The 24,733-nt window shown below is 61.3% G+C and carries 36 protein-coding genes and 1 tRNA gene; 32 read left to right on the top strand and 5 right to left on the bottom strand.

All coding sequences use genetic code 11. From position 1 onward, the window contains the following. Positions 1-45 precede the first annotated feature (45 nt). The 4 genes from QM716_RS12030 (at position 46) to QM716_RS12015 (ending at position 3,618) form a co-directional block, all read left to right on the top strand. Complete coding sequence (locus tag QM716_RS12030) at positions 46-933, top strand: TIGR01777 family oxidoreductase (RefSeq protein WP_283304346.1); 888 nt, start codon at positions 46-48, stop codon at positions 931-933. A gap of 29 nt (positions 934-962) precedes the next feature. Further along, entirely contained in the window at positions 963-1,724 is a 762-nt protein-coding gene (gene lipB, locus QM716_RS12025) for a lipoyl(octanoyl) transferase LipB (protein ID WP_283304345.1), read from the top strand. 51 nt (positions 1,725-1,775) lie between these two features. Next, positions 1,776-2,786 (top strand): lipoyl synthase, encoded by a 1,011-nt coding sequence (gene lipA, locus QM716_RS12020; RefSeq protein ID WP_003941610.1) that lies wholly within the window; start codon positions 1,776-1,778, stop codon positions 2,784-2,786. Positions 2,787-2,862: 76 nt separating this feature from the next. After that, on the top strand, positions 2,863-3,618 hold the full coding sequence (locus tag QM716_RS12015) for a DUF4191 domain-containing protein (protein ID WP_283304344.1): 756 nt from the start codon (positions 2,863-2,865) through the stop codon (positions 3,616-3,618). 71 nt (positions 3,619-3,689) lie between these two features. Here the strand turns inward: QM716_RS12015 and QM716_RS12010 are convergent, their stop codons facing one another. After that, positions 3,690-4,163 carry an RDD family protein gene (locus QM716_RS12010; RefSeq protein ID WP_172932084.1) on the bottom strand — a complete coding sequence of 158 codons (474 nt, stop codon included), beginning with the start codon at positions 4,161-4,163 and terminating at the stop codon, positions 3,690-3,692. A 213-nt stretch (positions 4,164-4,376) separates the two neighbouring features. Between QM716_RS12010 and glnA the strand changes: the two genes are divergently transcribed. Next, positions 4,377-5,813 carry a type I glutamate--ammonia ligase gene (gene glnA, locus QM716_RS12005; RefSeq protein ID WP_283304343.1) on the top strand — a complete coding sequence of 479 codons (1,437 nt, stop codon included), beginning with the start codon at positions 4,377-4,379 and terminating at the stop codon, positions 5,811-5,813. A 56-nt stretch (positions 5,814-5,869) separates the two neighbouring features. Here the strand turns inward: glnA and QM716_RS12000 are convergent, their stop codons facing one another. From QM716_RS12000 to QM716_RS11990, 3 genes are all read right to left on the bottom strand, one after another. Next, positions 5,870-7,018, bottom strand: a complete 1,149-nt coding sequence (locus tag QM716_RS12000; RefSeq protein WP_283304342.1) for a tyrosine-type recombinase/integrase — start codon at positions 7,016-7,018, stop codon at positions 5,870-5,872. Beyond that, positions 7,008-7,640, bottom strand: a complete 633-nt coding sequence (locus QM716_RS11995) for a helix-turn-helix domain-containing protein (protein ID WP_283304341.1) — start codon at positions 7,638-7,640, stop codon at positions 7,008-7,010. The genes QM716_RS12000 and QM716_RS11995 overlap by 11 nt, the downstream gene beginning before the upstream one ends. A gap of 264 nt (positions 7,641-7,904) precedes the next feature. Beyond that, a complete protein-coding gene (locus QM716_RS11990; RefSeq protein WP_283304340.1) occupies positions 7,905-8,456 on the bottom strand; it encodes a helix-turn-helix transcriptional regulator in 552 nt (183 codons plus the stop codon). Positions 8,457-8,548: 92 nt separating this feature from the next. On the opposite strand from QM716_RS11990, the gene QM716_RS11985 reads away from it, so the two are divergent. Together QM716_RS11985 and QM716_RS11980 are read left to right on the top strand one after the other, a co-directional pair. Beyond that, positions 8,549-8,788, top strand: a complete 240-nt coding sequence (locus tag QM716_RS11985; RefSeq protein ID WP_283304339.1) for a helix-turn-helix transcriptional regulator — start codon at positions 8,549-8,551, stop codon at positions 8,786-8,788. Positions 8,789-8,895: 107 nt separating this feature from the next. Beyond that, positions 8,896-9,591, top strand: coding sequence for a BRO-N domain-containing protein (locus QM716_RS11980; protein ID WP_283304338.1), 696 nt, complete (start codon positions 8,896-8,898; stop codon positions 9,589-9,591). A 26-nt stretch (positions 9,592-9,617) separates the two neighbouring features. Here QM716_RS11980 and QM716_RS11975 read toward each other — a convergent pair whose 3' ends face one another. Beyond that, positions 9,618-9,968, bottom strand: a complete 351-nt coding sequence (locus tag QM716_RS11975) for a hypothetical protein (protein ID WP_283304337.1) — start codon at positions 9,966-9,968, stop codon at positions 9,618-9,620. A 156-nt stretch (positions 9,969-10,124) separates the two neighbouring features. On the opposite strand from QM716_RS11975, the gene QM716_RS11970 reads away from it, so the two are divergent. The 25 genes from QM716_RS11970 to QM716_RS11850 all read left to right on the top strand — a co-directional run bounded on the left by QM716_RS11970 (position 10,125) and on the right by QM716_RS11850 (position 24,718). Then, a complete protein-coding gene (locus QM716_RS11970) occupies positions 10,125-10,343 on the top strand; it encodes an XRE family transcriptional regulator (RefSeq protein WP_283304336.1) in 219 nt (72 codons plus the stop codon). Between the two features lie 65 nt (positions 10,344-10,408). Beyond that, complete coding sequence (locus QM716_RS11965; RefSeq protein ID WP_283304335.1) at positions 10,409-10,933, top strand: hypothetical protein; 525 nt, start codon at positions 10,409-10,411, stop codon at positions 10,931-10,933. Further along, entirely contained in the window at positions 10,930-11,226 is a 297-nt protein-coding gene (locus QM716_RS11960; protein ID WP_283304334.1) for a hypothetical protein, read from the top strand. Before QM716_RS11965 ends, QM716_RS11960 begins: the two co-directional genes overlap by 4 nt. Then, on the top strand, positions 11,223-11,393 hold the full coding sequence (locus QM716_RS11955) for a hypothetical protein (protein ID WP_283304333.1): 171 nt from the start codon (positions 11,223-11,225) through the stop codon (positions 11,391-11,393). Before QM716_RS11960 ends, QM716_RS11955 begins: the two co-directional genes overlap by 4 nt. 82 nt (positions 11,394-11,475) lie before the next feature. Further along, positions 11,476-11,991: a hypothetical protein gene (locus QM716_RS11950; RefSeq protein ID WP_283304332.1), complete on the top strand. Its 516-nt coding sequence runs from the start codon at positions 11,476-11,478 to the stop codon at positions 11,989-11,991. Then, entirely contained in the window at positions 11,988-12,245 is a 258-nt protein-coding gene (locus tag QM716_RS11945) for a helix-turn-helix domain-containing protein (RefSeq protein ID WP_283304331.1), read from the top strand. The genes QM716_RS11950 and QM716_RS11945 overlap by 4 nt, the downstream gene beginning before the upstream one ends. Next, complete coding sequence (locus QM716_RS11940) at positions 12,242-12,577, top strand: hypothetical protein (protein ID WP_283304330.1); 336 nt, start codon at positions 12,242-12,244, stop codon at positions 12,575-12,577. Before QM716_RS11945 ends, QM716_RS11940 begins: the two co-directional genes overlap by 4 nt. 57 nt (positions 12,578-12,634) lie before the next feature. Next, positions 12,635-13,666 carry a hypothetical protein gene (locus QM716_RS11935; RefSeq protein WP_283304329.1) on the top strand — a complete coding sequence of 344 codons (1,032 nt, stop codon included), beginning with the start codon at positions 12,635-12,637 and terminating at the stop codon, positions 13,664-13,666. Continuing rightward, positions 13,663-14,133: a hypothetical protein gene (locus QM716_RS11930; RefSeq protein WP_283304328.1), complete on the top strand. Its 471-nt coding sequence runs from the start codon at positions 13,663-13,665 to the stop codon at positions 14,131-14,133. The genes QM716_RS11935 and QM716_RS11930 overlap by 4 nt, the downstream gene beginning before the upstream one ends. Then, entirely contained in the window at positions 14,130-15,764 is a 1,635-nt protein-coding gene (locus QM716_RS11925; protein WP_283304327.1) for a DnaB-like helicase C-terminal domain-containing protein, read from the top strand. The genes QM716_RS11930 and QM716_RS11925 overlap by 4 nt, the downstream gene beginning before the upstream one ends. Continuing rightward, positions 15,751-16,074, top strand: coding sequence for a hypothetical protein (locus QM716_RS11920; protein WP_283304326.1), 324 nt, complete (start codon positions 15,751-15,753; stop codon positions 16,072-16,074). The genes QM716_RS11925 and QM716_RS11920 overlap by 14 nt, the downstream gene beginning before the upstream one ends. A gap of 351 nt (positions 16,075-16,425) precedes the next feature. Continuing rightward, positions 16,426-16,782, top strand: a complete 357-nt coding sequence (locus tag QM716_RS11915) for a hypothetical protein (protein ID WP_283304325.1) — start codon at positions 16,426-16,428, stop codon at positions 16,780-16,782. Further along, on the top strand, positions 16,779-17,024 hold the full coding sequence (locus tag QM716_RS11910) for a hypothetical protein (RefSeq protein WP_283304324.1): 246 nt from the start codon (positions 16,779-16,781) through the stop codon (positions 17,022-17,024). The genes QM716_RS11915 and QM716_RS11910 overlap by 4 nt, the downstream gene beginning before the upstream one ends. A 151-nt stretch (positions 17,025-17,175) precedes the next feature. Then, positions 17,176-17,535, top strand: a complete 360-nt coding sequence (locus QM716_RS11905; RefSeq protein WP_283304323.1) for a hypothetical protein — start codon at positions 17,176-17,178, stop codon at positions 17,533-17,535. Continuing rightward, positions 17,528-18,184: a hypothetical protein gene (locus QM716_RS11900; RefSeq protein WP_283304322.1), complete on the top strand. Its 657-nt coding sequence runs from the start codon at positions 17,528-17,530 to the stop codon at positions 18,182-18,184. The genes QM716_RS11905 and QM716_RS11900 overlap by 8 nt, the downstream gene beginning before the upstream one ends. Before the next feature lie 217 nt (positions 18,185-18,401). Beyond that, positions 18,402-18,475, top strand: a tRNA-OTHER gene (locus QM716_RS11895). Positions 18,476-18,680: 205 nt separating this feature from the next. Next, a complete protein-coding gene (locus tag QM716_RS11890) occupies positions 18,681-19,235 on the top strand; it encodes a cutinase family protein (protein ID WP_283304321.1) in 555 nt (184 codons plus the stop codon). A 451-nt stretch (positions 19,236-19,686) separates the two neighbouring features. After that, entirely contained in the window at positions 19,687-19,899 is a 213-nt protein-coding gene (locus QM716_RS11885) for a hypothetical protein (RefSeq protein ID WP_283304320.1), read from the top strand. A 43-nt stretch (positions 19,900-19,942) separates the two neighbouring features. Next, a complete protein-coding gene (locus tag QM716_RS11880) occupies positions 19,943-20,164 on the top strand; it encodes a hypothetical protein (protein WP_283304319.1) in 222 nt (73 codons plus the stop codon). Next, positions 20,164-20,301: a hypothetical protein gene (locus QM716_RS11875; protein ID WP_283304318.1), complete on the top strand. Its 138-nt coding sequence runs from the start codon at positions 20,164-20,166 to the stop codon at positions 20,299-20,301. Before QM716_RS11880 ends, QM716_RS11875 begins: the two co-directional genes overlap by 1 nt. Positions 20,302-20,731: 430 nt before the next feature. Next, positions 20,732-21,043 carry a terminase small subunit gene (locus QM716_RS11870; protein WP_283304317.1) on the top strand — a complete coding sequence of 104 codons (312 nt, stop codon included), beginning with the start codon at positions 20,732-20,734 and terminating at the stop codon, positions 21,041-21,043. Continuing rightward, the gene (locus tag QM716_RS11865) at positions 21,015-22,529 is read left to right on the top strand and encodes a terminase large subunit domain-containing protein (protein WP_283304316.1); all 1,515 of its coding nucleotides are present in this window, start codon (positions 21,015-21,017) and stop codon (positions 22,527-22,529) included. The genes QM716_RS11870 and QM716_RS11865 overlap by 29 nt, the downstream gene beginning before the upstream one ends. Positions 22,530-22,536: 7 nt before the next feature. Next, positions 22,537-22,743, top strand: a complete 207-nt coding sequence (locus tag QM716_RS11860; RefSeq protein ID WP_054825703.1) for a hypothetical protein — start codon at positions 22,537-22,539, stop codon at positions 22,741-22,743. Positions 22,744-22,754: 11 nt separating this feature from the next. Next, positions 22,755-24,038, top strand: a complete 1,284-nt coding sequence (locus QM716_RS11855; RefSeq protein ID WP_283304315.1) for a phage portal protein — start codon at positions 22,755-22,757, stop codon at positions 24,036-24,038. Beyond that, positions 24,035-24,718 (top strand): HK97 family phage prohead protease, encoded by a 684-nt coding sequence (locus tag QM716_RS11850; RefSeq protein ID WP_283304314.1) that lies wholly within the window; start codon positions 24,035-24,037, stop codon positions 24,716-24,718. Before QM716_RS11855 ends, QM716_RS11850 begins: the two co-directional genes overlap by 4 nt. The last annotated feature ends 15 nt before the right edge of the window (positions 24,719-24,733 follow it).

Here is a 24,733-nt window from a genome sequence, read left to right as displayed (position 1 = left end):
TAAGGTCGGATATCGAAGCAGGCTGAATCGAAGGAGGCTTTCCGAATGCGAGTAGTCATCGCCGGCTCGTCCGGTTTGATCGGAACGGCCTTGGTGTCATCGTTGCGTTCCGACAACCACGAAGTGGTGCGTCTGGTGCGGCGGTCGATCGCCGGACCCGACGAATCGCGTTGGGACCCGGACCACGACCGTCTGGACCTCTCCGTCCTGCGGGGCGCTGACGCCGTCGTGAACCTCTGTGGCGTCGGCATCGGCGACAAACGGTGGTCGGGGTCCTACAAGCAAGCGATCCGTGACAGCCGCATAGTTGCCACCGATGTCTTGGCCGAAGCTGTCGCGAGCCAGAAGGTTCCCGTCCTCGCCAACGCCAGCGCCGTCGGCTATTACGGCGACACCGGCGACAAGATCGTCGACGAGGATTCGCCGGCAGGCACCGACTTTCTCGCCACGACGTGTCGAGACTGGGAACTTGCCACCGAGCCCGCGCGCAGGGCAGGCGCCCGCGTGGTCAATCTGCGCTCGGGCGTCGTGATTTCACCCCACGGCGGCATGCTCGGTCGGCTTCGGCGCATTTATTCGTTCGGCCTCGGCGGGCGACTGGGTAACGGGCGCCAGTACTTTCCGTGGATCTCACTCGAGGACGAGTGCGACGCGATCAAGTTCGGGCTCACAAATCCCGAACTCTCCGGTCCCGTCAACCTGACTGGTCCGGCCCCTGTCACCAACGCCCAGTTCAACGACGCCATGTCCCGCGCAGTTCACCGCCCGGCGCCGTGGATCGTTCCCGGGTTCGCTCTCGAAGCCTTGATCGGAGAATTCGCCAAGAGCGGCATCCTGGGTGGGCAGCGCGCCATTCCCGCGGCTTTGGAAAAGGCGGGATTCTCCTTCCGCCACAACACGATCGGCGAAGCGCTGGCGGCCGCACTCGGTTGAGTCCGAAGTCGGGCGTAATCTCTACTTCCATGAGCAGCGCTGCCGTTTCCGCCCGGTTCTCGAAACTGCCGATCGCCGTCGAGCAACTCGGATTGATCGACTACAACGCCGCGTGGGACCGTCAGCGTGAGCTCGCGGCAGCGCGGGCAGAGGACGTCGGGCCGGACACGCTACTGCTCCTGGAACATCCCCCGGTGTACACGGCTGGGCGACGCACGGAACCGGAAGATCGACCTGTCGACGGCACACCGGTCATCGATGTCGACCGCGGCGGGAAGATCACCTGGCACGGCCCCGGCCAACTGGTCGGGTATCCGATCGTGAAACTGGCCGAGCCTATCGACGTGGTGCGGTACGTACGACGCATCGAGGAAGCACTGATCACGGTGTGCACGGACCTCGGCCTGAACTGCGGGCGGATCGACGGCCGCTCGGGCGTCTGGCTGCCTGCCGAACTCTCCAACGGAGAGTTCAAGCCCGAGCGCAAGGTTTCTGCCATCGGTGTGCGCGTTCAACGTGGTGTGGCGCTGCACGGTTTCGCCCTGAACTGCAATTCGGTGCTGACCGGATTCGACAACATCATTCCCTGCGGGATCCGTGACGCGGGGGTGACGACGCTGTCACACGAACTCGGTCGGGGCGTCACAGTGGACGAGGTCACTCCCGCCGTCACCACGGCCGTGATCGCTGCTCTCGACGGAACCATGCCCGTCACCGAACGCAACGTCGAGCGCGTCACCTTCGAAAGCGCTTCGCCTACTCCGACTTTTACTACCGTTCAATACAGCTGACGGGCTCGCCCGAACCCCGTTGCAGTAATCACCGGGCGTAGGATCACTGTCGTGACTATCGCCCCAGAAGGACGTAAGCTGCTCCGTCTCGAGATCCGAAACGCGGAGACGCCCATCGAACGCAAACCCAACTGGATCAAGACCCGCGCAAAGATGGGCCCCGAGTACACGGAGCTCAAGGGCCTGGTCAAGCGTGAAGGTTTGCACACCGTCTGCGAGGAAGCGGGCTGCCCCAACATCTACGAATGCTGGGAAGACCGCGAAGCCACGTTCCTGATCGGCGGAGAGCAGTGCACACGCCGCTGCGACTTCTGCCAGATCGACACCGGCAAGCCCGAGGCCCTCGACCGCGACGAGCCGCGTCGCGTCGCCGAAAGCGTTCAGGCCATGGGGCTTCGGTACTCCACGATCACCGGCGTCGCCCGCGACGACCTCCCCGACGGCGGCGCCTGGCTCTATGCCGAGACCGTCCGCAAGATCCACGAACTCAACCCGGGCACCGGCGTAGAGAACCTGGTTCCGGACTTCAACGGCAAGCCCGAACTGCTCGACGAGGTCTTCGCCTCACGCCCCGAGGTACTCGCACACAACCTCGAGACCGTCCCCCGCATCTTCAAGCGGATCCGTCCGGCATTCCGGTACCAGCGCAGCCTCGACGTCATCACCGCGGCACGCGATTACGGACTGGTCACCAAGTCCAACCTGATCCTCGGTATGGGCGAAACCCCTGAAGAGGTCACCGAGGCGATGGCAGATCTCCACGCCGCCGGTTGCGACATCCTCACCATCACCCAGTACCTGCGCCCCTCGCCCCGGCACCACCCCGTCGAGCGGTGGGTCAAGCCCGAGGAGTTCGTCGCGCACTCGAAGGCTGCAGAAGAGATGGGCTTCGCCGGCGTCATGGCTGGTCCGTTGGTTCGCTCGTCGTACCGTGCCGGCCGCCTGTATGCGCAGGCCATGGCGCATCACGGCCGTGAACTTCCCGAGGCGCAGCGTCATCTGACCGAGGGCGGCGACGCTTCCCAGGAAGCCAGCTCCCTCATGGCGCGCCTGAATCGCTGATCCACTTTTTGCTGTGCGCCTTTATTAACCGCGGGCGGTTAGTAAAGGCGCACAGCAATGGACGTATCCTGGGTACATGGCGAACGGCAGCAAATCCGGTAAGGGCAAACCCACCAAAGAGGCAAAGGCTGCAGCGAAGGCTGCCCGCAAGCAGGCTTCCAAGGAACGCAGAACTCAGCTCTGGCAGGCGTTCCAGATGCAGCGCAAGGACGACAAGCTCCTTCTGCCGCTGATGATCGGCACCCTTGTGGGTGCGGCTCTGGTCTTCTTCCTGGTCGGTCTCATCTGGGGCATTCAGTGGTTCCTGCTGCCGATCGGCATCGTTCTCGGCCTCCTCGGCGCCTTCATCATCTTCGGTCGCCGCGTCCAGAAATCGGTCTACAAGAAGGCTGAGGGCCAGGCCGGCGCCGCCGCGTGGGCACTCGACAACATGCAGGGCGCGTGGCGCGTCACGAACGCCGTCGCCGGCACCACCCAGCTCGATGCCGTTCACCGCGTCGTCGGACGGCCGGGTGTCATCCTCGTCGCCGAGGGTTCGCCGCAACGCGTCAAGGGCCTCCTCGCGCAGGAGAAGAAGAAGACTGCGCGTCTCATAGGCGACACCCCGATCTACGACATCATCATCGGAAACGACGAGGGTCAGGTTCCGCTCTCGCAGCTCCAGCGTTACCTGAACAAGCTGCCGCGCAACATCGACACCAAGCGTATGGACAACATCGAAGGCCGGCTCGCAGCGCTCAGCGCACGCGGCGGCGGAGCAGCGCTTCCCAAGGGCCCGATGCCCGGAGGCGCGAAGATGAAGGGAATGCAGCGAACCATTCGTCGTCGCTGACACTCCCCCACAGCAAACGAAAGACCCGGGCCCATACGGACCCGGGTCTTTCTTCGTTCGAGAAGTTCGTGTCAGCGCGACTTCACGAGCAAAGTGCCGGTCGCGCGGTCCTGCATACCGCGACCGTCGATGTCGGTGATCGTCGCAGGAATCACGAACACGAGAAGTGCCTGACGCCCGAGCGCGCGCACGAAGCCCACTCGAATCGGGCCTTCGATTCGCGCAACCTGAAGTCCGAGAACGAATTGCCCCGGTGTGAAGTTGAACAGCGCCACGGTGACGACGCCGACAGCGAACCACACCATCAGCGTGATCGTGGAGGTCATACCGTCGAAGAAGTCGCCGGTGATGAGCGAGGCCACTCCCACGGCCATAACCCAATCCACCAACAGTGCGGCGATACGACGGCCCGAACCGACCAGCGATCCGGGGCCCTCCTGGGGGAAGCCGAGAAACTCGCCGCGATAAGACTGCTCACGACCGTCCGCATTCTTCGGCAAAGCTGCTTCAGGCCCAGAGAGCCAAGTTCCGGTGATTCGTGCCATGCTGTCCAGGATAGGCGTCGCAGCACCGTAGTCCAGATTTGCCGGGTTTTAACTGTGTGGCCGGTCACATGGGTTTCGGAAATCCCCAGGATGCTGCGACGCGTAACACTGCCGAAACAAAGGGTTGACGAGCGGGCAACACCAGCTCCCTACCGTCTGCCTCGACGGATTCAACCGACATCACTTGGCTGAAGCGACTTAAGGAGCACAAGCGTGGCGTTCACCACGGCCGAAGAGGTCATCAAGTACATCGCGGACGAGAACATCGAGTATGTCGACATTCGGTTCAGCGACCTGCCCGGCGTCCAGCAGCACTTCTCGATCCCGGCGTCTGCTTTCAACCAGGACGTGTTCGAGGACGGCCTCGCGTTCGACGGATCTTCGGTCCGCGGATTCCAGTCGATCCACGAGTCCGACATGATGTTGCTTCCCGACGTCACCACGGCGCAGATCGATCCCTTCCGCAAGGCGAAGACCCTCAACATCAACTTCTTCGTGCACGACCCGTTCACCCGTGAGTCCTACAGTCGCGACCCGCGCAACGTTGCCCGCAAGGCCGAGGAGTACTTGGTCAGCACCGGCATCGCGGACACCGCATTCTTCGGCGCCGAGGCCGAGTTCTACATCTTCGACTCGGTTCGCTACGACTCCGGCATGAACTCCGCTTTCTACGAGCTGGATTCCATCTCCGGTTCCTGGAACACCGGCGCAGAGACCAACGCCGACGGCTCCCCGAACCTCGGTTACAAGGTTCGCGCCAAGGGCGGCTACTTCCCCGTTGCTCCGTACGACCACTACGTGGACCTGCGCGACGAGATCTCCACCAACCTGACCAACGCGGGCTTCGAGCTCGAGCGCGGCCACCACGAGGTCGGCACCGGCGGACAGCAGGAGATCAACTACAAGTTCAACACGCTGCTCGCAGCGGCCGACGACCTGCAGCTGTTCAAGTACATCGTCAAGAACACCTGCTGGCAGCACGGCAAGTCCGCCACCTTCATGCCGAAGCCGCTCTTCGGTGACAACGGCTCGGGCATGCACGTACACCAGTCCCTGTGGAAGGACGGCAAGCCCCTCTTCCACGACGAGTCCGGCTACGCAGGCCTCTCGGACATGGCTCGCCACTACATCGGCGGCATCCTGCACCACGCTCCGTCGCTGTTGGCCTTCACCAACCCGACGATCAACTCGTACCACCGTCTGGTGCCGGGCTACGAAGCTCCCATCAACCTCGTGTACAGCCAGCGCAACCGCTCGGCAGCTGTCCGTATCCCGATCACGGGCAACAACCCGAAGGCAAAGCGTCTCGAGTTCCGCGCACCCGACTCCTCGGGTAACCCCTACCTCAACTTCGCTGCACAGATGATGGCCGGCCTGGACGGCATCAAGAACAAGATCGAGCCGATGGTTCCGGTCGACAAGGACCTCTACGAGCTTCCCCCGGAGGAGGCTCGCAACATCCCGCAGGCTCCGACCAGCCTCGAGACGGTCATCAACCGCCTCGAAGCCGATCACGAGTACCTGACCGAGGGTGGCGTCTTCACCACCGACCTGATCGAGACCTGGATCTCGCTCAAGCGCGAGCAGGAAATCGCTCCGGTCAACCTACGTCCGCACCCGTACGAGTTCGAGCTCTACTACGACGTGTGATCCTCTTAACCCACTGACCTGCATCGGAAGTGTGGAAACACCCTCTCGGTACGCAGTCAGTACGCAGCAGTTTCAGCCGAGTCCATCCGCTTCGTGATCACAGCATCGATCGCCAAGCGGGTGGACTCGTCTGCGTCCGGCCACAGGTGACCGTAGGTGTCGAGCGTTGTCTTCGCGCTCGCATGCCGCAGCCGCGCCTGAACTGTCTTGATATCCGCGCCCGACGCGATCAGCAGCGAGGCGAGATAGTGGCGCAAGTCGTGGAATGTGAACTCGTCGGGAAGGTCGACGTCCCCCGAGTCCTTCACCGCTCGCAACGCACGTTCGATCAACCACGGTCCCGCGGCCTTCCCCTCGCCGTTCGTGACCATGTGCTCATGGGGCCACTGCTGCACCGACGCCGCCAGCATGAGTGCGAGAGACTGCGGCACCGGTATCGCCGCGTCACTCCCCTGCGTCTTCAATGGCTTGTCGGGCCACTGACGTTTCGGGTGAACCACACCCCTGATGAAGTCGACGTCGTCGACGAGCGTTGCGGCCGCTTCGGAGATCCGGAGGCCGGCGAACGCGCCGAGCAGGATCGCTACTCGATAGTGTGCTGGCATGGCGTCGTGAACTGCCCACAGTTGCTCGGTGGTGATCACGTAGACCTTGGCGCGTCCCATCGGCGGCGATGTTCGACGCGAGCATGGATTGCGTCCGAGCAGCCCGTCGAGTACCGCGTCGCCCATGATCTGCGCGAGACGCGAGTGTAGGGCGTAGATGTACGAGTCAGCGAGCCCGTCTGTCTTCAGCTTCGCCGTCCACGTTTTGACCGCTGACGGTCGAACCGCAGCCAGCTGCATCTCGCCGAAGGCTGCGGTTATCTGGGCGATATGTGTCCGAGCTTGCCGGACCGTTGAGTCACGATGAACCGCGTATCCGAGGATCCATTGATCGCACCACTGCTGAACCGTGACCTGCGCGTCACGCGGCGCAACGTGAGTTCCTTGCTTCAGTGATGCCGTGGCAGTGTCGAGCCAGTCCTGCGCGTCAACCTTGCGATCAAATCTCTTGGTGTGCTCGGCGCTTTGGTGGTCGACGTAGCGGGCACGCCAGCGTTTTCCTGTTCCATTGAGCTTGGTCTCGATCTTTGTGTCTTTTCCATCGACGCGGACCGTCTTCCACCAGAGATCCTCGACACCGGCTCGTCGGTTACGGCGCATTGAAATCACTGCCTGCGTCAGCGTCATCAGACGTCACAGGTCGAAGAATTTTGTGGGTGATGGCATCAATAACAGATCTCTTGATGTCGTTGTCAACTCCGCCGTGTAGAAGCGCGAAATTTGGACCGCTTTTCTGTTTGTCCTGATCGACCATCTCGTAGAACAGTTCAACCTGACGCTTGAGGATGTCCACGGCGTTGTCGTATTGCGAGATTGGGATAAGTTCCTGCTCTGCTTCCGCGGTTGCGCCGGCGAGGGCGAGGTCCACAGCATTCAGGGCGCGCAAGGCCGATTTTCGCGATTCGATCAGATTGTCGAGAACCAGGGCCATTCCTCGCCTGAAGTCTCCACTGTGCGTGTACGTGAGCGAATCCAAGTCAAGGCCAAGAAGGTTTGCAATCGCAACGGCCTCTGTCAATTTCGGCTCTCGCTGACCCGTTTCGATACGTGTAATTGCGGACGGGTCAATTTTCAGCCCGGACTTCTGAAGAACCCCCGCCAGTCGCCGCTGACTCCATCCGAGATCAGCTCGGGCTGTTTTCAGCATCTCGCCGAACTGCGCGTCTACTGGCTGCGGGGTCTTGCGGGTGTCCTTCTCCGTCGCACTTTCGTGTTGGTGCATGAATCACACCATAGTGCTTGACAAGCACCGCCAACAACCCCCAGTATTGGCAGTGTCGAAATCACACCTACATGCTTAACTCACACCAAGGCGATGAGATGAAAGCACGAACGCACGTCAGAACACCAGCGGCGAGACGCAGATACTGGTGTCATTGCAACTCCGGCTCCGAGTCGACGACCCCAGGCTGTAAGCAAATGGCTTACAAACCACCAAGTGGACGCAATAGGCTGCCACACAAGAGAAGTGCAGCGAGTGGGGCATTTAGGCCCCAGTGGCGTCATTATTCGGATCCCACCCCAAAAGCTCCAGCATCTTCGTCGCCCCAGCATTCCCCACGCCGGGGAGCTCTGCGTACATGCCCCGCAGCACATCTTCGACTACATTGCTCACGGTTGATGCCGGATCCATAGTGAGGATTGCGCGAGCAGACTGGAGATCCTCCTCTGAGCGTCCATCTTTGGCTGCCCACTCAGCAAGGTCTATCCGAGTGTGTTGAACATCAGTCGCGACACGCTCCAGCTCCACGAGGCCAGCCAGCACAGCATCAAACCGACGTTGTGTTTCTAGGCTCTCCTCCAAGCGTTCCTCGCTATAAATCAGACTATCGACCGATACGCGAAACACTCGGGCGATCTTCACCGCTTCGGTGAATTTCAATGCTCGCGTGCCTTTTTCGATCTTCAGAACAGTCTGCTGATGGAAGGTCTCTCCCATCGCAGTTAGTTGATCGGCAAGTTCACCCTGAGACATTCCAGCAGCCGTACGCAACTGCTGCACAGCACGCCCGATCTCGGCATTCAAATCAAGTTCCATACGCCCAACGATACAACAAAATGGTGTGTTGACTCAACACCTTCGTTATGTATATCGTTTTTGGTGTTCAGCCAACACACCAGGAGATTGTAATGACCATTCCAACGCACACCTCTGGCGCGAAGATGACTTCGCAGGATCAGTACCTCAACAGCAAGCAGGTCAGCGATATCACGGGCATCCCAGTCGGCACACTCCGCTACTGGCGACATGCTGGCGAAGGTCCAGAGTCGATGGTCCTGGGCAAGAAGCGTGTCGTCTACAGACTGTCGAAGCTGAATGAGTGGTTGACGGCACAGGAAAACAACAGCGTGCGCGGCGGCGTTGCCTAGTGACGCTTCAGCCAAAGGAAAGAAACGGCACGGGTCACGCGGGTGCAACCGCATATGTGACCAGCGCCGATCCGAATCTCAATCCCCTTCAAAAGAAAGAGTTCATCGTGCAGTCTACAACTTCAGCAGTGGGCGACGTCCAACTGTTCTCGAACGACGAGTTCGAACTACCCATCGAATTCGAGCATGGACAAATTCACGCGTACATGGCGCCAATCGCCCGAGGTCTAGGCTACCGAGACGCAGCCAACCTCGCCCGGTCCCTGCCGGAGCATTGCGTCGAGAAGCGTGAAGTACGCGAAGCCGCAGGTCATTCCGTGCCCTCAATCATGCGGCTGGGAAATCAGGAAGATTGGTACCTGACCGAGGAGGGCTTTTACCGCGCCCTCGGGCAGCGGCAGACCTCAAAGATCAAGGACCCCGAGATTCGGGCCCGAGTTGAGCGGTTTCAGGCGTGGGTGTTCGGGGTCGTACTTCCCGCGCTTCGTCGCGAAGGCTCGGTAGCAACACTCGAACCCGGAACCACATGGACCTACGGCGAAACTGCAGCGGTGATCCGTCAGCGGTACGGGTTCGATTACTCCGTAAATGGACTGGCTCGTGCATACCGAGACGCGTCCGTGTTCGGGCAGAACGGAATCCCGCGCAAGAAGTATCGGGATTGGTTCTGGTTCACGGGTTCGGCCTGGAATCTGCACGCGCACATGCTCCCTCAGCTTGTGTCCGTCATTTCGGCGAAGCGTCACGAGATTGTCGGCGCACAGAGCGAGCTCGTCTTGTTCGGCGGCGCGGGAGCTCGATAGCCGAGCCCTGCTCTTAGACAGGTCAACTACCTGCCTGAATCGTCAGACGACGCCTTTTTGAGCATTTGATCCAACTCCGTGCTTAGCCGCCTGGCAAGCTCCAATGCCAGCTGGGCGTCTGTTGCAGTCTCGACAGTGGTGCCCTCACTGTCCATGTAGTCGAATACCTCACTGATGGTGAGCCTTCCGATCTCCGTGAGCGCATCGACAGGGTTGAGGTTGAGCGCTCGACTGATGGTGATCAGGTCGTCCGACGATAACCCCTCGGTGATTCTTGTCTGTGCGGTCTTCCTGGATACCTCCAGGTGGTCGGCTATTTCGGTCACGGTGATTCGCCGCTTGGCCATCGAGCTGAACCACGTTCTCGCGTCGGTCATGCAATCACTCTAGTGGGTAACTTTTTACCCGTCAAATGTAACCCTACCTGCACATATGGGTAGAACGCTCATCACAAACAGAGTTACATGCTTGCCATTCACCTCATCGAGGGTTAGTTTTTACCCATACCAAGCAGATCGGAGGTGAAAAAGAGAATGTTTCTACTCAGTTTGGACGAGATTGAGCGAGTCAAGCGAGCCAACGGCATCTGCACACTCCTCGAACTTGAGCGCCGCACTGGAATGACCCGCAAGTCCTGGTCGACCGCAATCAAGACCCGCCGCCCGACGCCGCAGATCCTGGATGCTCTGTCCACGCTCGGCGCCAAGCCGTCCAAAGTCCTTATCGCCGAAGAAGTTTCGGCAGCTGCATAAAAATGCCGCCAGCTGGATGCAACAGCTGACGGCCAACCAATCCCCAAGCAAGGAATGAGTTCACCGTGAACGATACAACGACCACTCCCGAAAATGAAGCATCAGCGTTGCCCTACTCACAGCCGACGTTCTACGCGGAACCGCAGCCGGTCATCGATTTGGACGGCTTCAGCGTCATTGCCGACCCCGCCGAAGATTACAAGGGCCGCGAGGTTGTCACCCTCGGGCTCATCGTCGGCCCTGTGAAGATCGATGTAAATCTGACTCCCGAGCAGTCTCTCGCACTGGCCGAGCAACTGGCTGATTCCGCGCTCGTCCATCTGAATCATGTTGACGCTGAACGTATTGAAGCTGCCACTGAAAACGTAGCCACGAAACCGTCCGCTCCCACGCACTACGCGATCGAGAAGAGTCCGGAGCAGGAGAACGTCCTCGACGGAACGATCTACGTGATGCAGGTTCACCCTGACGCTGGCGCTTACATCACAATCGCCGGCCGCGGCGAGGACGACATCAAGATCGTCGCATTCGACCTTGAAGACATGGCAACCCTCGCAGGTGTCGCGAAGGAACTCGGGGTGACGGCATGAGTTTCGATCCAGTATTCGAGAAGAACGTCCACCAGAAGAACGTCATCGACGGAACCGTCCTGATCTTCGAAGTTGTCCCGGGCAAGGGTGCGTACGTCACGGTCAAGGGCCGAGACGCGAAGCGCCCAACGATTATTGCCTTCGATCAGACGGATCTGGAAGTCCTCGCGGGAGCGGTACTACCGAGGGTCGACGGTCGGATCCTAGTCGCGGACAAAGAGGACGCCAGTCGCGTTACCAGGGCTGGAGTCGAAGTATTGCCGAAGCTCCTCGACCTCGGGAATCCAAAGTGACTGAGCGGGAGTTGATCGACAACCGCGATGCCATGTCGTTGGCGGAACGTGTTGAGGCGCGGCGTGATCTGGATGCGCAGTCGGGTGTCGTGTACGACGTTCCGTCGGCTCACCAGTTCGGGCAGTTGGCCCGCGTGATGGCGTACGGACTCCAGTTCGTTGCCTAGTAATGCAAGTGTCCCCGGGCCTGCTACCCACAGGCCCGGGGACGTGACGAGCAATTCCAACCACACAGAAGGAATCAATCTGATGAGCACGATAACACCTGTCCCCGAAGCCGACCAGTCCCCCGTTGATACTGAGGACGACAACGTGACGTTAAATACCACCGCACTTGACCAGTGGAACAGCCGTGCCGACGCCGACAATTCGATCGATCTGAACGCGCTGCTTGGCGCCGTGGCAGCCGGCAAAAGTTGGGTAGATCGCGACTGCGATTTGATCAGTCATGTCCCGTCGCTCTGCGGTGTGTCCTCGATGCCGGTGTCAGTTCCGCTTACCCATCACGTTGGGTCGGCGTCGCGTGCGCTGCGAGACCTCAGTCCAGCGAACGCTGATGTGCGAATCATGCAGCGCATCAAATCCTCCGAGCCGTTTGTGAGTTTGCAACGCTGGGAGGCCAAGAGCGGCAAGGGGTTCGACCCGGTTGCTGGATCTCGCTACACCCTCACGCTCGACGAGGCGGTGCATCTCGCGCACACCCTCTTACTCGCCGTCGACGTTGCTCGCGGTACCTCGGACGACATCGGGCAGGTGTCGGCATGAGCGCACGCAACCAAATCGAACTCAATCCCGTCAATGTCGCACTGGGCAAGTCGGCTCAGTCTGCGATCGATTTGACGTGCCTCCCTTTTGTCGAGGTGTGCACCGCGGTCAACTTGTCGACTGCGGCGATGCGCCGGCGTCTCTCGGGCAGCGTGCCATTTCTATGCGTCGAGGTAGTGCAGCTCGCCAACTTCCTCAACATGCCGGTCTCCGATCTCGTCGCGGACTCGTTCGATCAGGCGGTGCTGTCGTGACAGCGCTGGACGAGTCTTTGCCGTGGCCACCGCCGGATGGGCGGGCTGAGCAGATCCGAGAGTTGCGGCGCGAGAACGGGAAACTGCTGGCGATCGTTGCGGGGGTCGGCTCTGATGCTGGCCCCAGCAAGGGGCAGGACCGTCGGCGTCACGCTGTCGAAATATTGCAGGCGATCGGTAAGGCCGACGACGACCGGCATGTCGCGCACTACGTGCGACTGGGACGTCAGTACGGGCTCACGTTCTCCACGATCGCAACGCTTCTCGGCAAATCACTGGACGAGACGCATGCCCTCGCCGCGGCCGAGAGCGGTGATCACCGTGACGGATAAGCGGAGGTGCCCATGACGTGCGCGCCGGCAATCGAATTCAGAACTTACCGAATGGAAGTGGTCGACAATATGGCCCGCGAGTACGGGAAGGTGTGGTTTTCCATCTTCACTGACGAACATTTCACCGCTCAACCGGCAGTCGACAAACTGCTCTACATCGCATTGATTGCTCAGCCCTCGCTGAACTACGCGGGCGTGCAGCCGATCAACATTCGCAGGCTTCGGAAGGCTATGCGCGACGGCGATTCACTCCCCACCGAGCGAGAGCTCGAGCTGTCTCTGCTTCGAATGGAACGTCTCGGCTACGTCTACACCGATGAGGACACAGGCGAGATCCTGGTCCGGTCGTTCATGCGTCGCGATGAGATCGACAAGCAGCCGAATGTGCTCAAGTCGGCGCTTCGGGCGCTCTCGCAGATCGAGTCCCGCAAGCTCGCTCACGTCATGCGCGGCGAATTGGCCCGACTGACAGCGCCTGCCGTGAAGAGCGAGAAGATTCTGGACGAGATCGCCCGGCTGTGGACTGCCGCGCAGACCCACCTCGAAGGGTTAGCGGAAGGGATCACCGAACCCTTCCCGGAACCCTTCACCGAAGGGTTAGCGGAACCCTTACCGCGACCTGGGGAAACGGAAGGGTTACCGGAACCCTTAACGGAAGGGTTACCGGAAGGGTCGGTTGTGGTTGAGGTTGAGGTTGTTAAGTCACCTACTGCATTTACTCAAGTTTTAGAGAAAAAGAAGCGAGCGCCGAAAAAACCGGACGCGGCCACAACGAAGTCGATCGAGCAGCACATCACCGAGCGGGCGTACGAGCGAGTCGGCAAAGCGTTCGCGTTCATCCCGACTCGGCAGATCGCGAAATGGGCCATCCACGACCGCAACACCGAACCGGCCTTCGTCGAGGACGCCATCGTCGGGGTCTACGACATGGGCAAGCCGATCACCAAGCAGACCGTCGGCCAGTACCTCGACGGCCGACTCGGTAGCCAACGCGCCAAGCCCAGCGCCACCGACCGCGCACAGTCCGTCCTCGGCATGACCGCCGAACTCCTCACCGAATCGACACCCGCAAAGGAACTCCGCTCATGAGCACCCCCATCGAGATCGCCGGAACCGTCCTCGCGAAGGCAAGCCTGCTCGATCACCGCATCAACCCGACGAAGGAAACCATCCAGGCATGGGCCGAATGCTTCGCCGGCGAGGACATCTGGCCGCGTGAAGCGCTCGACGGTGTTGCGGCGCACTACCGCAAGCCCAACCCGTTCCCGCTCATGCCCGGTGACGTCCTCGCCTACTGCGGCGAACTCCCGGTGTGGTCGTCGAACGAGCACGCGTCGCAATTCCTCGACGAGTGGATCGAGCACCCGTTCGCGGATGTCGTCCCGACGTTCACCGGCATTCCGTGGCCCGAGGTCTCGATCCCCGACGATGTACCCCCGACCCAGGAGCAGTTCTGGCTCGGCGAAACTCGACGCCGGTGGATCCGGGAGAACCGACAACGACTGATCGGCGCGATCCTCTCGACGCGCCACCATCCGCGAGAGCTGGGCCGATGATCGCCTATCAACGCGTGGTCGACGCATTCCACGCGCAAGGCCTGATCGCGCAGGAGCTTTCCGGGGGACGCGCCAACGCCCAGGCCCCCGGGCACTCCGCCGCAGATAAGTCCGTGAGCATCAAGGACATCGGCGACCAGGTGCTCGTCTGGTCGCACTCCGATCCCACGGACCAGGTGCTCGAGTCGTTGGGGCTCACCCTGGCTGACCTGTTCGACTCACCGAAGGGAACCGAGTACGAGTACGGCGACGGTCGGGTCGTGCGCCGTTCTCCGCAGAAGAAGTTCTCACAGTCCGGCAACACTCGCGGAACGGAGCTGTATCGCGCTGAGAGCGTCCGTAAGGCCCCAGGGGTGGTCTATGTGGTCGAAGGCGAGAAGGACGTTCACGCGCTCGAATCCGAGGGCGCTACGGCCACCTGCACCGCGATGGGTGCAGGCAAAGCGAACCTGTTCGACCTGACGCCTCTGCACGGCAAGACCGTGATCATCGTCCGCGACATGGACGCGCCCGGCCTCAAGCACGCGCAGCAACTCATCGAACTTCTCGACGATCACGCCGAAGTGTCCGTCGTTCAGCCCAAGACCGGGAAGGACGCGGCCGACCATATCGCCGCAGGATTCGGGCTCGCGGACTTCGTGCCCGCGCCCGACGCCGCGCAGGACGTGAAACTGCGATCAGCGCTCAGTCGGATCACTACGGCCGCCGAGGAACTGCCCACCGACGAGTTGCTCGCCTACGCCTACAGGCAACTTGACGCTCTCGCCGCCGCCAAAGCCCCGAGCGACCTGCACAAGTTCGGCGACGTCCTGGGCGAATGGTGGGAGTGGCTCGAAACCCCGGCAGACAAGATCCGCACCATCGAAACACCATGGCCGGACCTCAACGAGGTACTCGCAGGCGGTCTACATCCCGGCCGCTCGTACCTCATCGCCGGTCGACCTGGCGGAGGTAAGTCGTTGGGGCTGACGAACATCGCCGCCCACGCCGCCGAGAACGGTCACAAGGGAATTCTGTTCACCGTCGAGATGGGGCGCATCGAAGTCACCTCGCGCATCCTCGCAGCAGGGGCGCGGGCCGAGTACAAGCAGATAACCAAACGCAACATCGACGCACTCAACCTCGGAATGGTCGCCTCCTACGCCCAGAAGGTCGCAGACGTCCCGCTCTGGATCGGAGACCAGGCTTCGATCACCGTCGACCAGATTCGGCAGCAGGCGCGGAAGGTCAAGCAGTCGCACGGACTCGACTTCGTCGCTGTCGACTACGCGCAGCTCCTCAAGCCGACAGATTCGCGGGCAACGCGAGAGCGTCAGATCGCCGAGATCTCATGGGGATTGAAGACGATGTCCCGTGAGCTCGACATCGCTGTCGTCACCGCCTGTCAGCTCAACCGAGGCGCATCGAAAGAGAACCGCCCTCCGACGATTGCGGAGCTTCGCGAAAGCGGCAGCCTCGAGCAGGACGCGGACGTCGTGCTGTTGCTACACCACACCACTCAAAACGGCATGCAGACAGGCGAAGTCGAGATGATCGCCGGCAAGAACAGAACCGGACCCCTGACCACCATCACGCTTCTGTGGCAGGCGTATCAGGCAAGGATTGGGTGCTACCGAAATGGCAACAGGTGAGCAACTCAAACTCGACGGCATGAATGCGGCGCTCGCGGCCACGACGGTCGGGCACCACGATCACCCCGTCCGAATCCGAACCGCGATCGACGAACTGATCGAACTCGGTCAACCATTCTCAGCCGACCACGTGCGCGACCGACTCCCGAAAGACACGTGCGCGTGGATGAACGACTACCCGAACGTTCTGCCGGCGCAGTTCGGGAAGTACTCGCAATCCGGTCGGATACGCCAGATCGGTTGGTGCTCCCCCGCACGGAAAACACGGCACGGCAACGTAAATCGACTATGGATACGAGGGGAACAATGACAAGAGCTGTTGTGATGCGGGTCAACTCTGATTCGAGTGAGCCTGCGTGGACGTTCGAAGTTCAACGCCTCCGCTCACACATTAGAGTGGTCGGTTCCCTGCCTCGTGTCGAAGATGTCCCGCAAGATATCCGGGACGCGCTCCTCTGGTGGCTGCAACCCGGACCTGAGGATGCACCGAGCTCGGCAACCCAACCCGTCAAGGCGACTCCCGCCGAGGAGCGGTGCCAGAAGTGGACCTTGGGTGACTCGAAACTCATGGACGTCATTCAATGCGTCCTGCCAGCCGGGCACGAATGCTTCCACGACTACGTACAGCCCGCCCCTGCCGAACCCGCAGAGGAAGTGGCCAATGTCTGATTCGGTATTGATCGACCTACTCGCCACCGCGTTGCGGGAAGACGGCGCCCCCGTCGGCTGCAGCGACCTCGCTGCATACCTGGAAGCCGTTGTGGAGCAACACATCAACGGGCGCATAGCGGAGACAGTGAAATCGACCGGGCAGCGAATGTACGCACAAACCAAGAAGTGGCAGGAACGGGCCGAGAATGCTGAAGCCACGATCGTCAGGATGCAAGCACTCGCAGATGACCTCGAACTGAGGGCTGACGCGATAGGCCGAGCAAATCCGCACCACACGCTCTACATCAGCTTGCATCGTCAGCACGTGGCGATGATCCGCGCAGCTGTGGAAGGGGAACAGCAGTGACGATCCACCAGTTTCCGGCGAGGGTCACCAGGCTTTCGCCCCGCGAACAGCGCGAAGTTGCGCAGGTAGCCAAGGCGAATCAGGTTCTCGCCGCAATCGTCCGCAAATATCCCGAGATTCGCCTCACGACTGACGAAATCGTTGACGCGACTGGATATCAGCCAACAGTCCAATGGGTTCATGCAGACGCCGAGTGGGCCATTACTACCTACCGCAAGCCTTCCGAGGGGGAACAGCAATGAGCGAAAACGCAACCGAAGTTTGCGAGTGCGGACACAATCGCGCCGTCCACATCATCTCAACCGAACGAAACAGCATTGGCCGAAGTTGGCACCGCGGATGCTCGATCGGCCACAAGTCGATACCTCCGTACATGGTGCCAGGACAAGACGCATGCCACTGCCTCACGTTCTCGAAGCGGTCCTGGTGGAAATCGTTTCGGGCACGAATCAGCCAGATAGTCATGCCTTCGGGGACGGGGCAGCAATGAGTGGGAAGATCGACGAATTTGTGTGGCCCGAGGGTTGGGCATCGTCAACCATCGGCCGGCAGCGCAAGTTTCACTACTACCGCGGGGGTAGGGCGTTGTGCGGGAACTGGCGAATCTTCCGAGAGCACGTGGCGCAGCTGCGTTTCACAATCCCCAAGGATCCGTTCGACGTCCTGTTCACGAGCGGAAATGATTGCGGTGCCTGTACCCGCAAGATGCGGGCCGACGCCCAACGAGCGAAGGTGGGCGGGGCCGATGGCTGAGCACTTCTACCTGCCGACGAACGAGCGGCAGGCCCTCGGCAAGGTGCTGGGCGAGGTACCTGAGACAGTGGAGAATCTCGCCCGGTGCATGACCATCGGAATCCGGGCCCAAACGTTCGAACCGAGGGTCACCACCGGTGATCGACCTCAACCGTTGCCGTTCGCTGCGGACGCCGACGAGGTCGCCGAAGATCTTCGGCAAGAGCTGATGCGATGGGTGAAGTGGTTGTGCGAAGTCCGCCGGATCACGCACCCCCGCTTCGACATCCTGCCGATGGCCCGGTTCCTCAACCAGTACATCCTGATCCTCGCCACCACGCCCGGATCAGAAACCGCGTACACGTCGATCTCGTCCGAAGTGAAAGCAGCACAACGCGCCTCAGGAAGGAGCATCCGCGCTCAGCCCAAGTGGGATGAGAACAAACTCGACGCCGCCCGCGCACTGCGACTACCCACTGGCGACATCGCACAACTGGGCCGCGAGATGGGAGTCCAGGGTCTGACCCGCAAACGGATCAATAACCTGAAAACCCTCGGCCACGTCAACCCCGTCGAGACAGTCATCATCGGACGCGTCGAACTGTTCGTGTTCGGTGAAGTCCTCGACGCACACAACGATGTTGAGCGGCGAGTCACCGAAAGCGCTTGACCTGCTTCTAGCCGCGCACGTGGTACGCTGAGCGCGTTGTGCGGGCAGTGTCGAAATCGACCACCCGCACATTCGCTTTTCCGGCCACAATGCATCAGTCAAAGTCGCCGCCCGGAGTGATTAACGGGACCAACGGAATCCAAGCTGGCACCAACTACAGGCCGGGTCAACCTTTCCCAAGGCCGGTGCTGCTGCTGACGCAACAACTGAATAGGGATCCCCTGTAGCTCAAAGGCAGAGCTGCCCGAGCGTGATCGGGTGAAAGTGCTGGTTCGAATCCAGCCAGGGGAACTGAGCTGAGATCGGTGTGTTGGTGATCCTGGGTCGCGCCTGATTCGCACGGAAGCCGATTTCAGCCCTTCACTTGCTGCACACCGCGCCGGTCCGTGAGACAACGGCGCCCCTTATGAGGGACGTGCAGCAACCCCCGGACAGTGCCGCTTGCTGAGCATCGGCTTGCGCGCACGTCCGGGGATCAACTTCACAGGAGGCAGTTATGCGAATCCTGGCCGTTATCGCATGCGCAGTCTCCGTTCCGCTTCTCCTCGCCTCACCTGCCCACGCACGCAACGTCATCGTTGTCGACGGCACAGGCCGAGATGGCGGAGCACTGCGAGCCGCAGAGATCCAACCGAGCGACACCGTCACCTACATCGACTACCCGGCCACTGTCCTATGGCCGAGCTACGACCAGTCCGTGCAAGCCGGAACCCAAGCGCTCCGAACCGAACTCAACAACGCTCCAGACGGCACACTCGTCATCGGCTACTCACAAGGCGCCCGCATCGTCGGCGACGTCCTGACCGAACCCCAGGCCTCGGAAGTGACCGGGGTGCTCTACTCCGATCCGCGCAACGCCGGTTCGGGCGTAGAGACACAGATCAATCTGCCCGGCATCCTCGGCGCCACGATGTACGGCGAACGCGACGACTTCACCGTGCCCGTCGAATCGAAGTGCATCCCAACAGACGGCGTCTGCGATTGGAACAACACGGACCAACTCGGGTCCGTCATCGGCTACCTGCGCAATCACACCCGCTACTTCGACTGAGGGGGATCCATGGCCGGTCTACTTGGGATTGCATCGGCTGGATGGGCTTGCTGCCGACCTCACACGAAAGGGCATCGGCGCCGCAACGGGTCAGCACGGATGGCCGAAAAGCATGTGACACAGAAGTGGTTGGACGAGTACGAGAACCGACCCGACTCGAACACCAATTGCCCAGGCTGCGGCACCGACGACGACTGCAACTGCTGATCCCCTACTAGCCCGGAGGCTGACATGGCTGCACCCATCGCCCTGATCCCATACGAGGAAATGCGCAGACTATGCGGGCTGCCCGATGTCCGTTGGCGCGTCATGGGTGATCGATGGCGGCTCGCGGGTCGACAAATCAGCAGAGCGTGGCGAGAGGCCCTAGCACCCTTCGCCCTCGATGGTCGCACGCCATGATCCTCGACCTGATTGAAGCAATCCGAATCCTGTGGGCACTCATCGAACAGTGGGTGATCTGATGGAGTTCCCATACGAAGGCGACCTGCTCGCAGTCTTTGAAGGCGTGGCTCTCCCGCGAGTTATCCAAGAAAGCCTCGACTACATCAGCCCCTTCCTCGGCATCCCGAACATTCAAGTGCAGGCTGACGAGATCCTCGACAACGCCTGGTGGTCGCGCCGAATGATGCAGCGAGAGCAGCGATGCCAAGCCTCGCGTTGATCCGTTGGGTGATAGTCCGACTCATTCACATGTGGAGGTCATGATGCCCAACCCATTGCTCATCGCATCAGACATGGAGCCGATCAAGGCGTATCGACGAGCGCACCCAGAAGCTCGGCACTGGGCTCACATGACACCTCGATCCATCAACGGCGTACGTGGTTACTCGTGCTCGGAGGTGAAGATCCTCGGACCGGTCACGATCACCGAGGAGATGTTCGCTCACATCGAACTCTGCCTATTGCACCTGGCAGTGGGTACGTGATGCCCACCCTCTATGACCGGCTGTACCACTGCGAGGTTCTCATCGCACGAGCCGAGCGCATGAAGAACTGGGATGCAGTTGCTCGACTCACCGAGTATGCCGAGTCGCTCAGTGATGAGATCGACGCGACCGCCTGATGGCCAACGAGCGTAGTACCCGACGACACAAGGCGCTCAGAGCTGAATTCAGGCAGGAATGCAAGACGCGAGGCGCCGAATGTCACCTGTGCTCACAGCCGATCGACTACAGCCTGCCCAGAGATCACCCCGAAGCGTTCGAGAACGACCACTACTTCCCGGTCTCCACGCACCCTGAACTGATCGACGATCCAGCGAATTTCCGCCCAAGTCACAAGGGCTGTAACGCCTCCCGTGGCAACGATGCCGTCGCGCCCTCTCTCGGGTCACCGAGCGAGGTCTGGTGACGTCACAGAGGCGCTCAGGGGGTAGGGCCCTGGCATCGCTGGGATCGGGCTGGACGGACCACTTCCACCGGCGAGTGGCTCTCTCCCTCCTACGGGCTGAGGGGGCTCGCGCACGCGAGTAACCCAGTATCGGAGGTCTGATTATGGCGAGAAAGACACTCCTTTCGGAAGTCAATGCATCTGTTCGCGCTGCTGACCATCTGCAGGATTCCGATCAGTACCGCGGTTCGATTGAGCAGGCGCGGATGTTGGCTCGGGTCATCGACGACGCGGTTGCCGAGGGACCAGACGCCGCAACAAAGGCAACCTTCGGACCGGTGCCGACGCTGCACAAAGTGCTCACCGGCTTGGGCCTGACACCCGAAGGCGCAGCAAAACTGAACCTGCAATCTGCGCCCGAGGGCGACGAACTGGATGCGATCCTCGATGACCGCCCTGCTCTCAAGTCGGTCTGACCTCAAGGGCTGCACCGAACCTCGACTGTTCACTCCCCCGCTGCGCGAGTTGACGCCGGAGACGAGCGCGGGCTTCGAGTGCATCCGCTTCGCCGAGTCGGTGCTGCGGATGACGTTGATGCCCTGGCAGAAGTGGTTCCTGATCCACGCGCTCGAACTCAACGAGATGGGCGGATTCCGTTTCAAGCGGGTACTGCTGCTTGTCTCGCGTCAGAACGGGAAGACGACGCTTATCAAGGCGCTCCTGTTGTGGCGCCTGTTCGTCGACGGCGCGGAGATGGTGATCGGTGCGGCTCAGTCCCTCGGTGACGCCGAAGATGTCTGGGAGGAGATCGTCGATCAGGCCGAAGCTATCCCGGCGCTGAAGAAGCGGATGTTCAAGCCGAAGCGCGTCAACGGCGGCAAGGCAATGAGGCTTCGCCCGAACAAGCGCACGCCGAGAAAGCCAGGCGGCAAGTACGTCGTTGCCACCCTCGAACGTGATGCGAAGCGCGGCAAGACTGCCGACCTGCTGTTTCTCGACGAATTGCGCGAGCACAAGTCCTGGGACGCCTGGAATGCCCTGTCGTCCACGACTCTGATCCCGCCTCGCGCACAGACAGTCTGCGCATCGAACGCCGGCGACGTCCACTCAGTGGTGCTCCGCGATCTTCGTGGCCGCGCCAAGGCCGCGATCGAAACACATCGAACCGACGAGGTCACTCTCGGGCTGTTCGAGTACTCCGCTCCTGATGGGTGCGACCTCGACGACTGGGATGCGCGAGCGCAGGCCAATCCGGCGCTCGGCTACACCCTGACGCCGACCGCGCTGCAAGCGGACCGAGAAACGAAAACGGACAACGGTTTCCGCACGGAGAACCTCTGCCAGGAAGTCGAGCAGATCCAATCCGGAATCATCGACGAGGACGACTGGCTCGCGCTGTTGGACAAGTCGTCTCGGCGTGCTGACGGTACTCGGGTCGCTGTCGCTGCCGATGTGTCGTGGGATCGCAAGCGCGCACACATCGCCATTGCGGCTGAGCGTGAGGACGGCCTCGTGCATCTCGAGATCGTGGCCTCCCGCGTGGGCACGAGTTGGGTCACACCGTGGCTCAAGGAACGCAAGGCGATCGAGGATGGATGGTTCAACGGCCAAGTTGCCCTGCAGGAACGCGGCGCACCGGTGTCGAGCCTGACCGATGAACTGACCGACGCAGGCATGACGGTCGTGCCCATCGGCGGCGCCGAACTCTCGAAGTCCTCGGGTGCGTTCTTCGACGCGATCAAACAACGCAAGGTCCGTCACCGCGGCCAGCAGGTCGCAGACGAGTCCGCCCGGACAGTCCGCGCTCGCCCGGCCGGTGACGCCTGGTTCTTCGATCGCAAGAACTCACCCGGCGATGCCAGCCCGGTCATCGCCGAAGCCTCGGCGTACTGGCTGCTCGGCCAGAAGGTCGAGGAGATCGTCGAATCCGCCTACGAGACAACCGGCCTGTTCACCGTCTAGGAGACCCATGCACTACAAGCATTTGCACGCCAAACCGAGAGTGGTCGTCAACCTGCTCTCGGGAACATCGATCAGCGGCGTCATCGTCTCCACACGGGGCCCGCTCGTCACAGTCAAGTCCGCATTCATCCACGAGGACGGCCGCGAGGCCATGTCCGCTGACGGTGAGATCGCCATCGACAAGGCGAACATCGACTTCATCCAAGCCCTGTAGGAGGTGCCGGCATGGCGTTCGTGACCTCCGATGGGAAACTGAAAAGCATCTCGCGGCTGGAGCTTCCACCGCCTGGACGCATTCAGCTCACCGATTCACTCTCGCTCGCGTACTACCAGTTGTGGCGGACACAGCCCGCGGTCCGAACATCGGTGTCGTTCCTGGCCCGCAACATCGCCCACCTCGGCCTGCATGTCTTCGCACGCAAGGGCGATGCGGACCGGCAACGAATCACCGATCATCCACTCGCACGGCTGCTCTCGAAGCCGAGTCCGTACACCACGCGATACCGACTGATGGACGCACTGATTCACGATCTCGCGATCTACGACATGGCGTTCTGGCAGAAGATCACCACCAAGGACGGCGTCGAAGGACTCGTCCGGATTCCGCCGGACTTCGTCACTCCCAAGGGTGAGAGTTGGCTGACGCCGGAGTACTTCGAGGTGAAGGGTTCGGCCGGGAAGATCGACGTCAAGCCCGATCAGATCGTGTTCTTCCGCGGGTACTCCAACACCAGCATTGCCGGTGAGTCCCCACTCGAAGCGCTCCGTCAGACCTTGTCGGAGGAGTACGAGGCGGGCCGGATGCGTGAGCAGGTCCTCAAGAACGGCGCCCGCGTGAGTGGCTACCTCGAACGGCCGGCGCGCACGGCCGGTGTCGCCGACTGGTCCGACACGGCGCGTGAGCGTTTCCGTGAAGGGTGGCGAGCTCAGTACACCGGCAGCGGCCCGCAGTCCGGTGGCACGCCGATCCTCGAGGACGGCATGAAGTTCGTCAGCGCGTCACAGACTGCCGAACAGTTGCAGTACATCGAGGCCCGCAAGCTCACCCGTGAGGAAGTCGCAACCGCGTACTTCATCCCGCCATCGATGCTCGGCATCATGGGCTCGGCGACGTTCTCGAATATCCAAGAGCAGCACAAGATGCTGTATCAGGACACTCTCGGGCCGTGGCTGCAGATGATCAAGGAAGAGATCGAACTGCAACTCGTCCCCGACCTCGCGGACGACAACGTGTACGTCGAGTTCAACCTGCAGGAGAAGTTGTCCGGCTCCTTCGAGGAACGTGCCGCGGGCATTCAGTCTTCGGTCGGTGGCCCGTACATCACCCGCAACGAAGCCCGCGCTCTCGACAACCGCCCACCGGTCCCTGGCGGCGACGAGCTGATCACCCCCCTGAACGTCATCATCGGCGGCCAAGCCTCCCCGAGTGACATCACCCCGACCGAGCCCGGCGTCTCCAACGGCACCGAGCCCCCGGCCGACGAAGAAACCGAGGAGGAAACGCAGTGAGAACCAAAAGCACTGCAGCACAGATCAAAGCCGAACCACCGGACGAAGACACCGGCGAGAGCGGTGTCTTCACCGCCTACGCCAGCGTGTTCGGAAATGTCGACAGCTATGGCGAGATCGTCATGCCGGGCGCGTTCAAGGCCGACCTGGAACGGTGGGCCGAGAAGGGCGATCCGATCCCACTTCTGTTCGGGCACAACATGGGTGATCCGGACTTCAACATCGGACACCTACTCTCAGCGGAGGAGGACGACGTCGGACTGCTCGTCAAAGCGCAGATCGATCTCGACTCTCCGAAGGGTCCGTACACGTACAAGCTCCTCAAGGAGCGGCGGATCTCGCAGATGTCCTTCGCCTTCGACGTCGTCGATGGTGCACGGTCCCAGCGCCCGAAGGCGGACGGCGACGGCGAAGACGAGGTCTTCGAACTGAAGACCCTCAAGCTGCACGAAGTCTCGGTGGTGCCGCTCGGCGCCAACCAGGAAACCGACGTCCTCATGGTCAAGGCCGGTCGCGCTCTCTCGTCCAAGAACGAGTCCTCGCTGCGCGGCGCCTATGAGGCGATCGGGCAAGTGCTCGACACGCTCCCCCCGGCCGAATCGTCGGAGAAGTCCCCGGCGGCCCATCGCCGAAACCTCGCTGCGGCAGACGCTCTCAGCGCGGAGCTTTCACTTCACTAGCCCTTGAAAGGGGTA

Origin of the sequence: Rhodococcus sp. IEGM 1409 (assembly GCF_030056735.1) — a bacterium.
In the GTDB taxonomy this organism is placed as follows: domain Bacteria; phylum Actinomycetota; class Actinomycetes; order Mycobacteriales; family Mycobacteriaceae; genus Rhodococcus_F.
The sequence above is the reverse complement of the archived record's forward strand: the minus strand, read 5'-3'. Positions and strand labels throughout refer to the sequence as shown.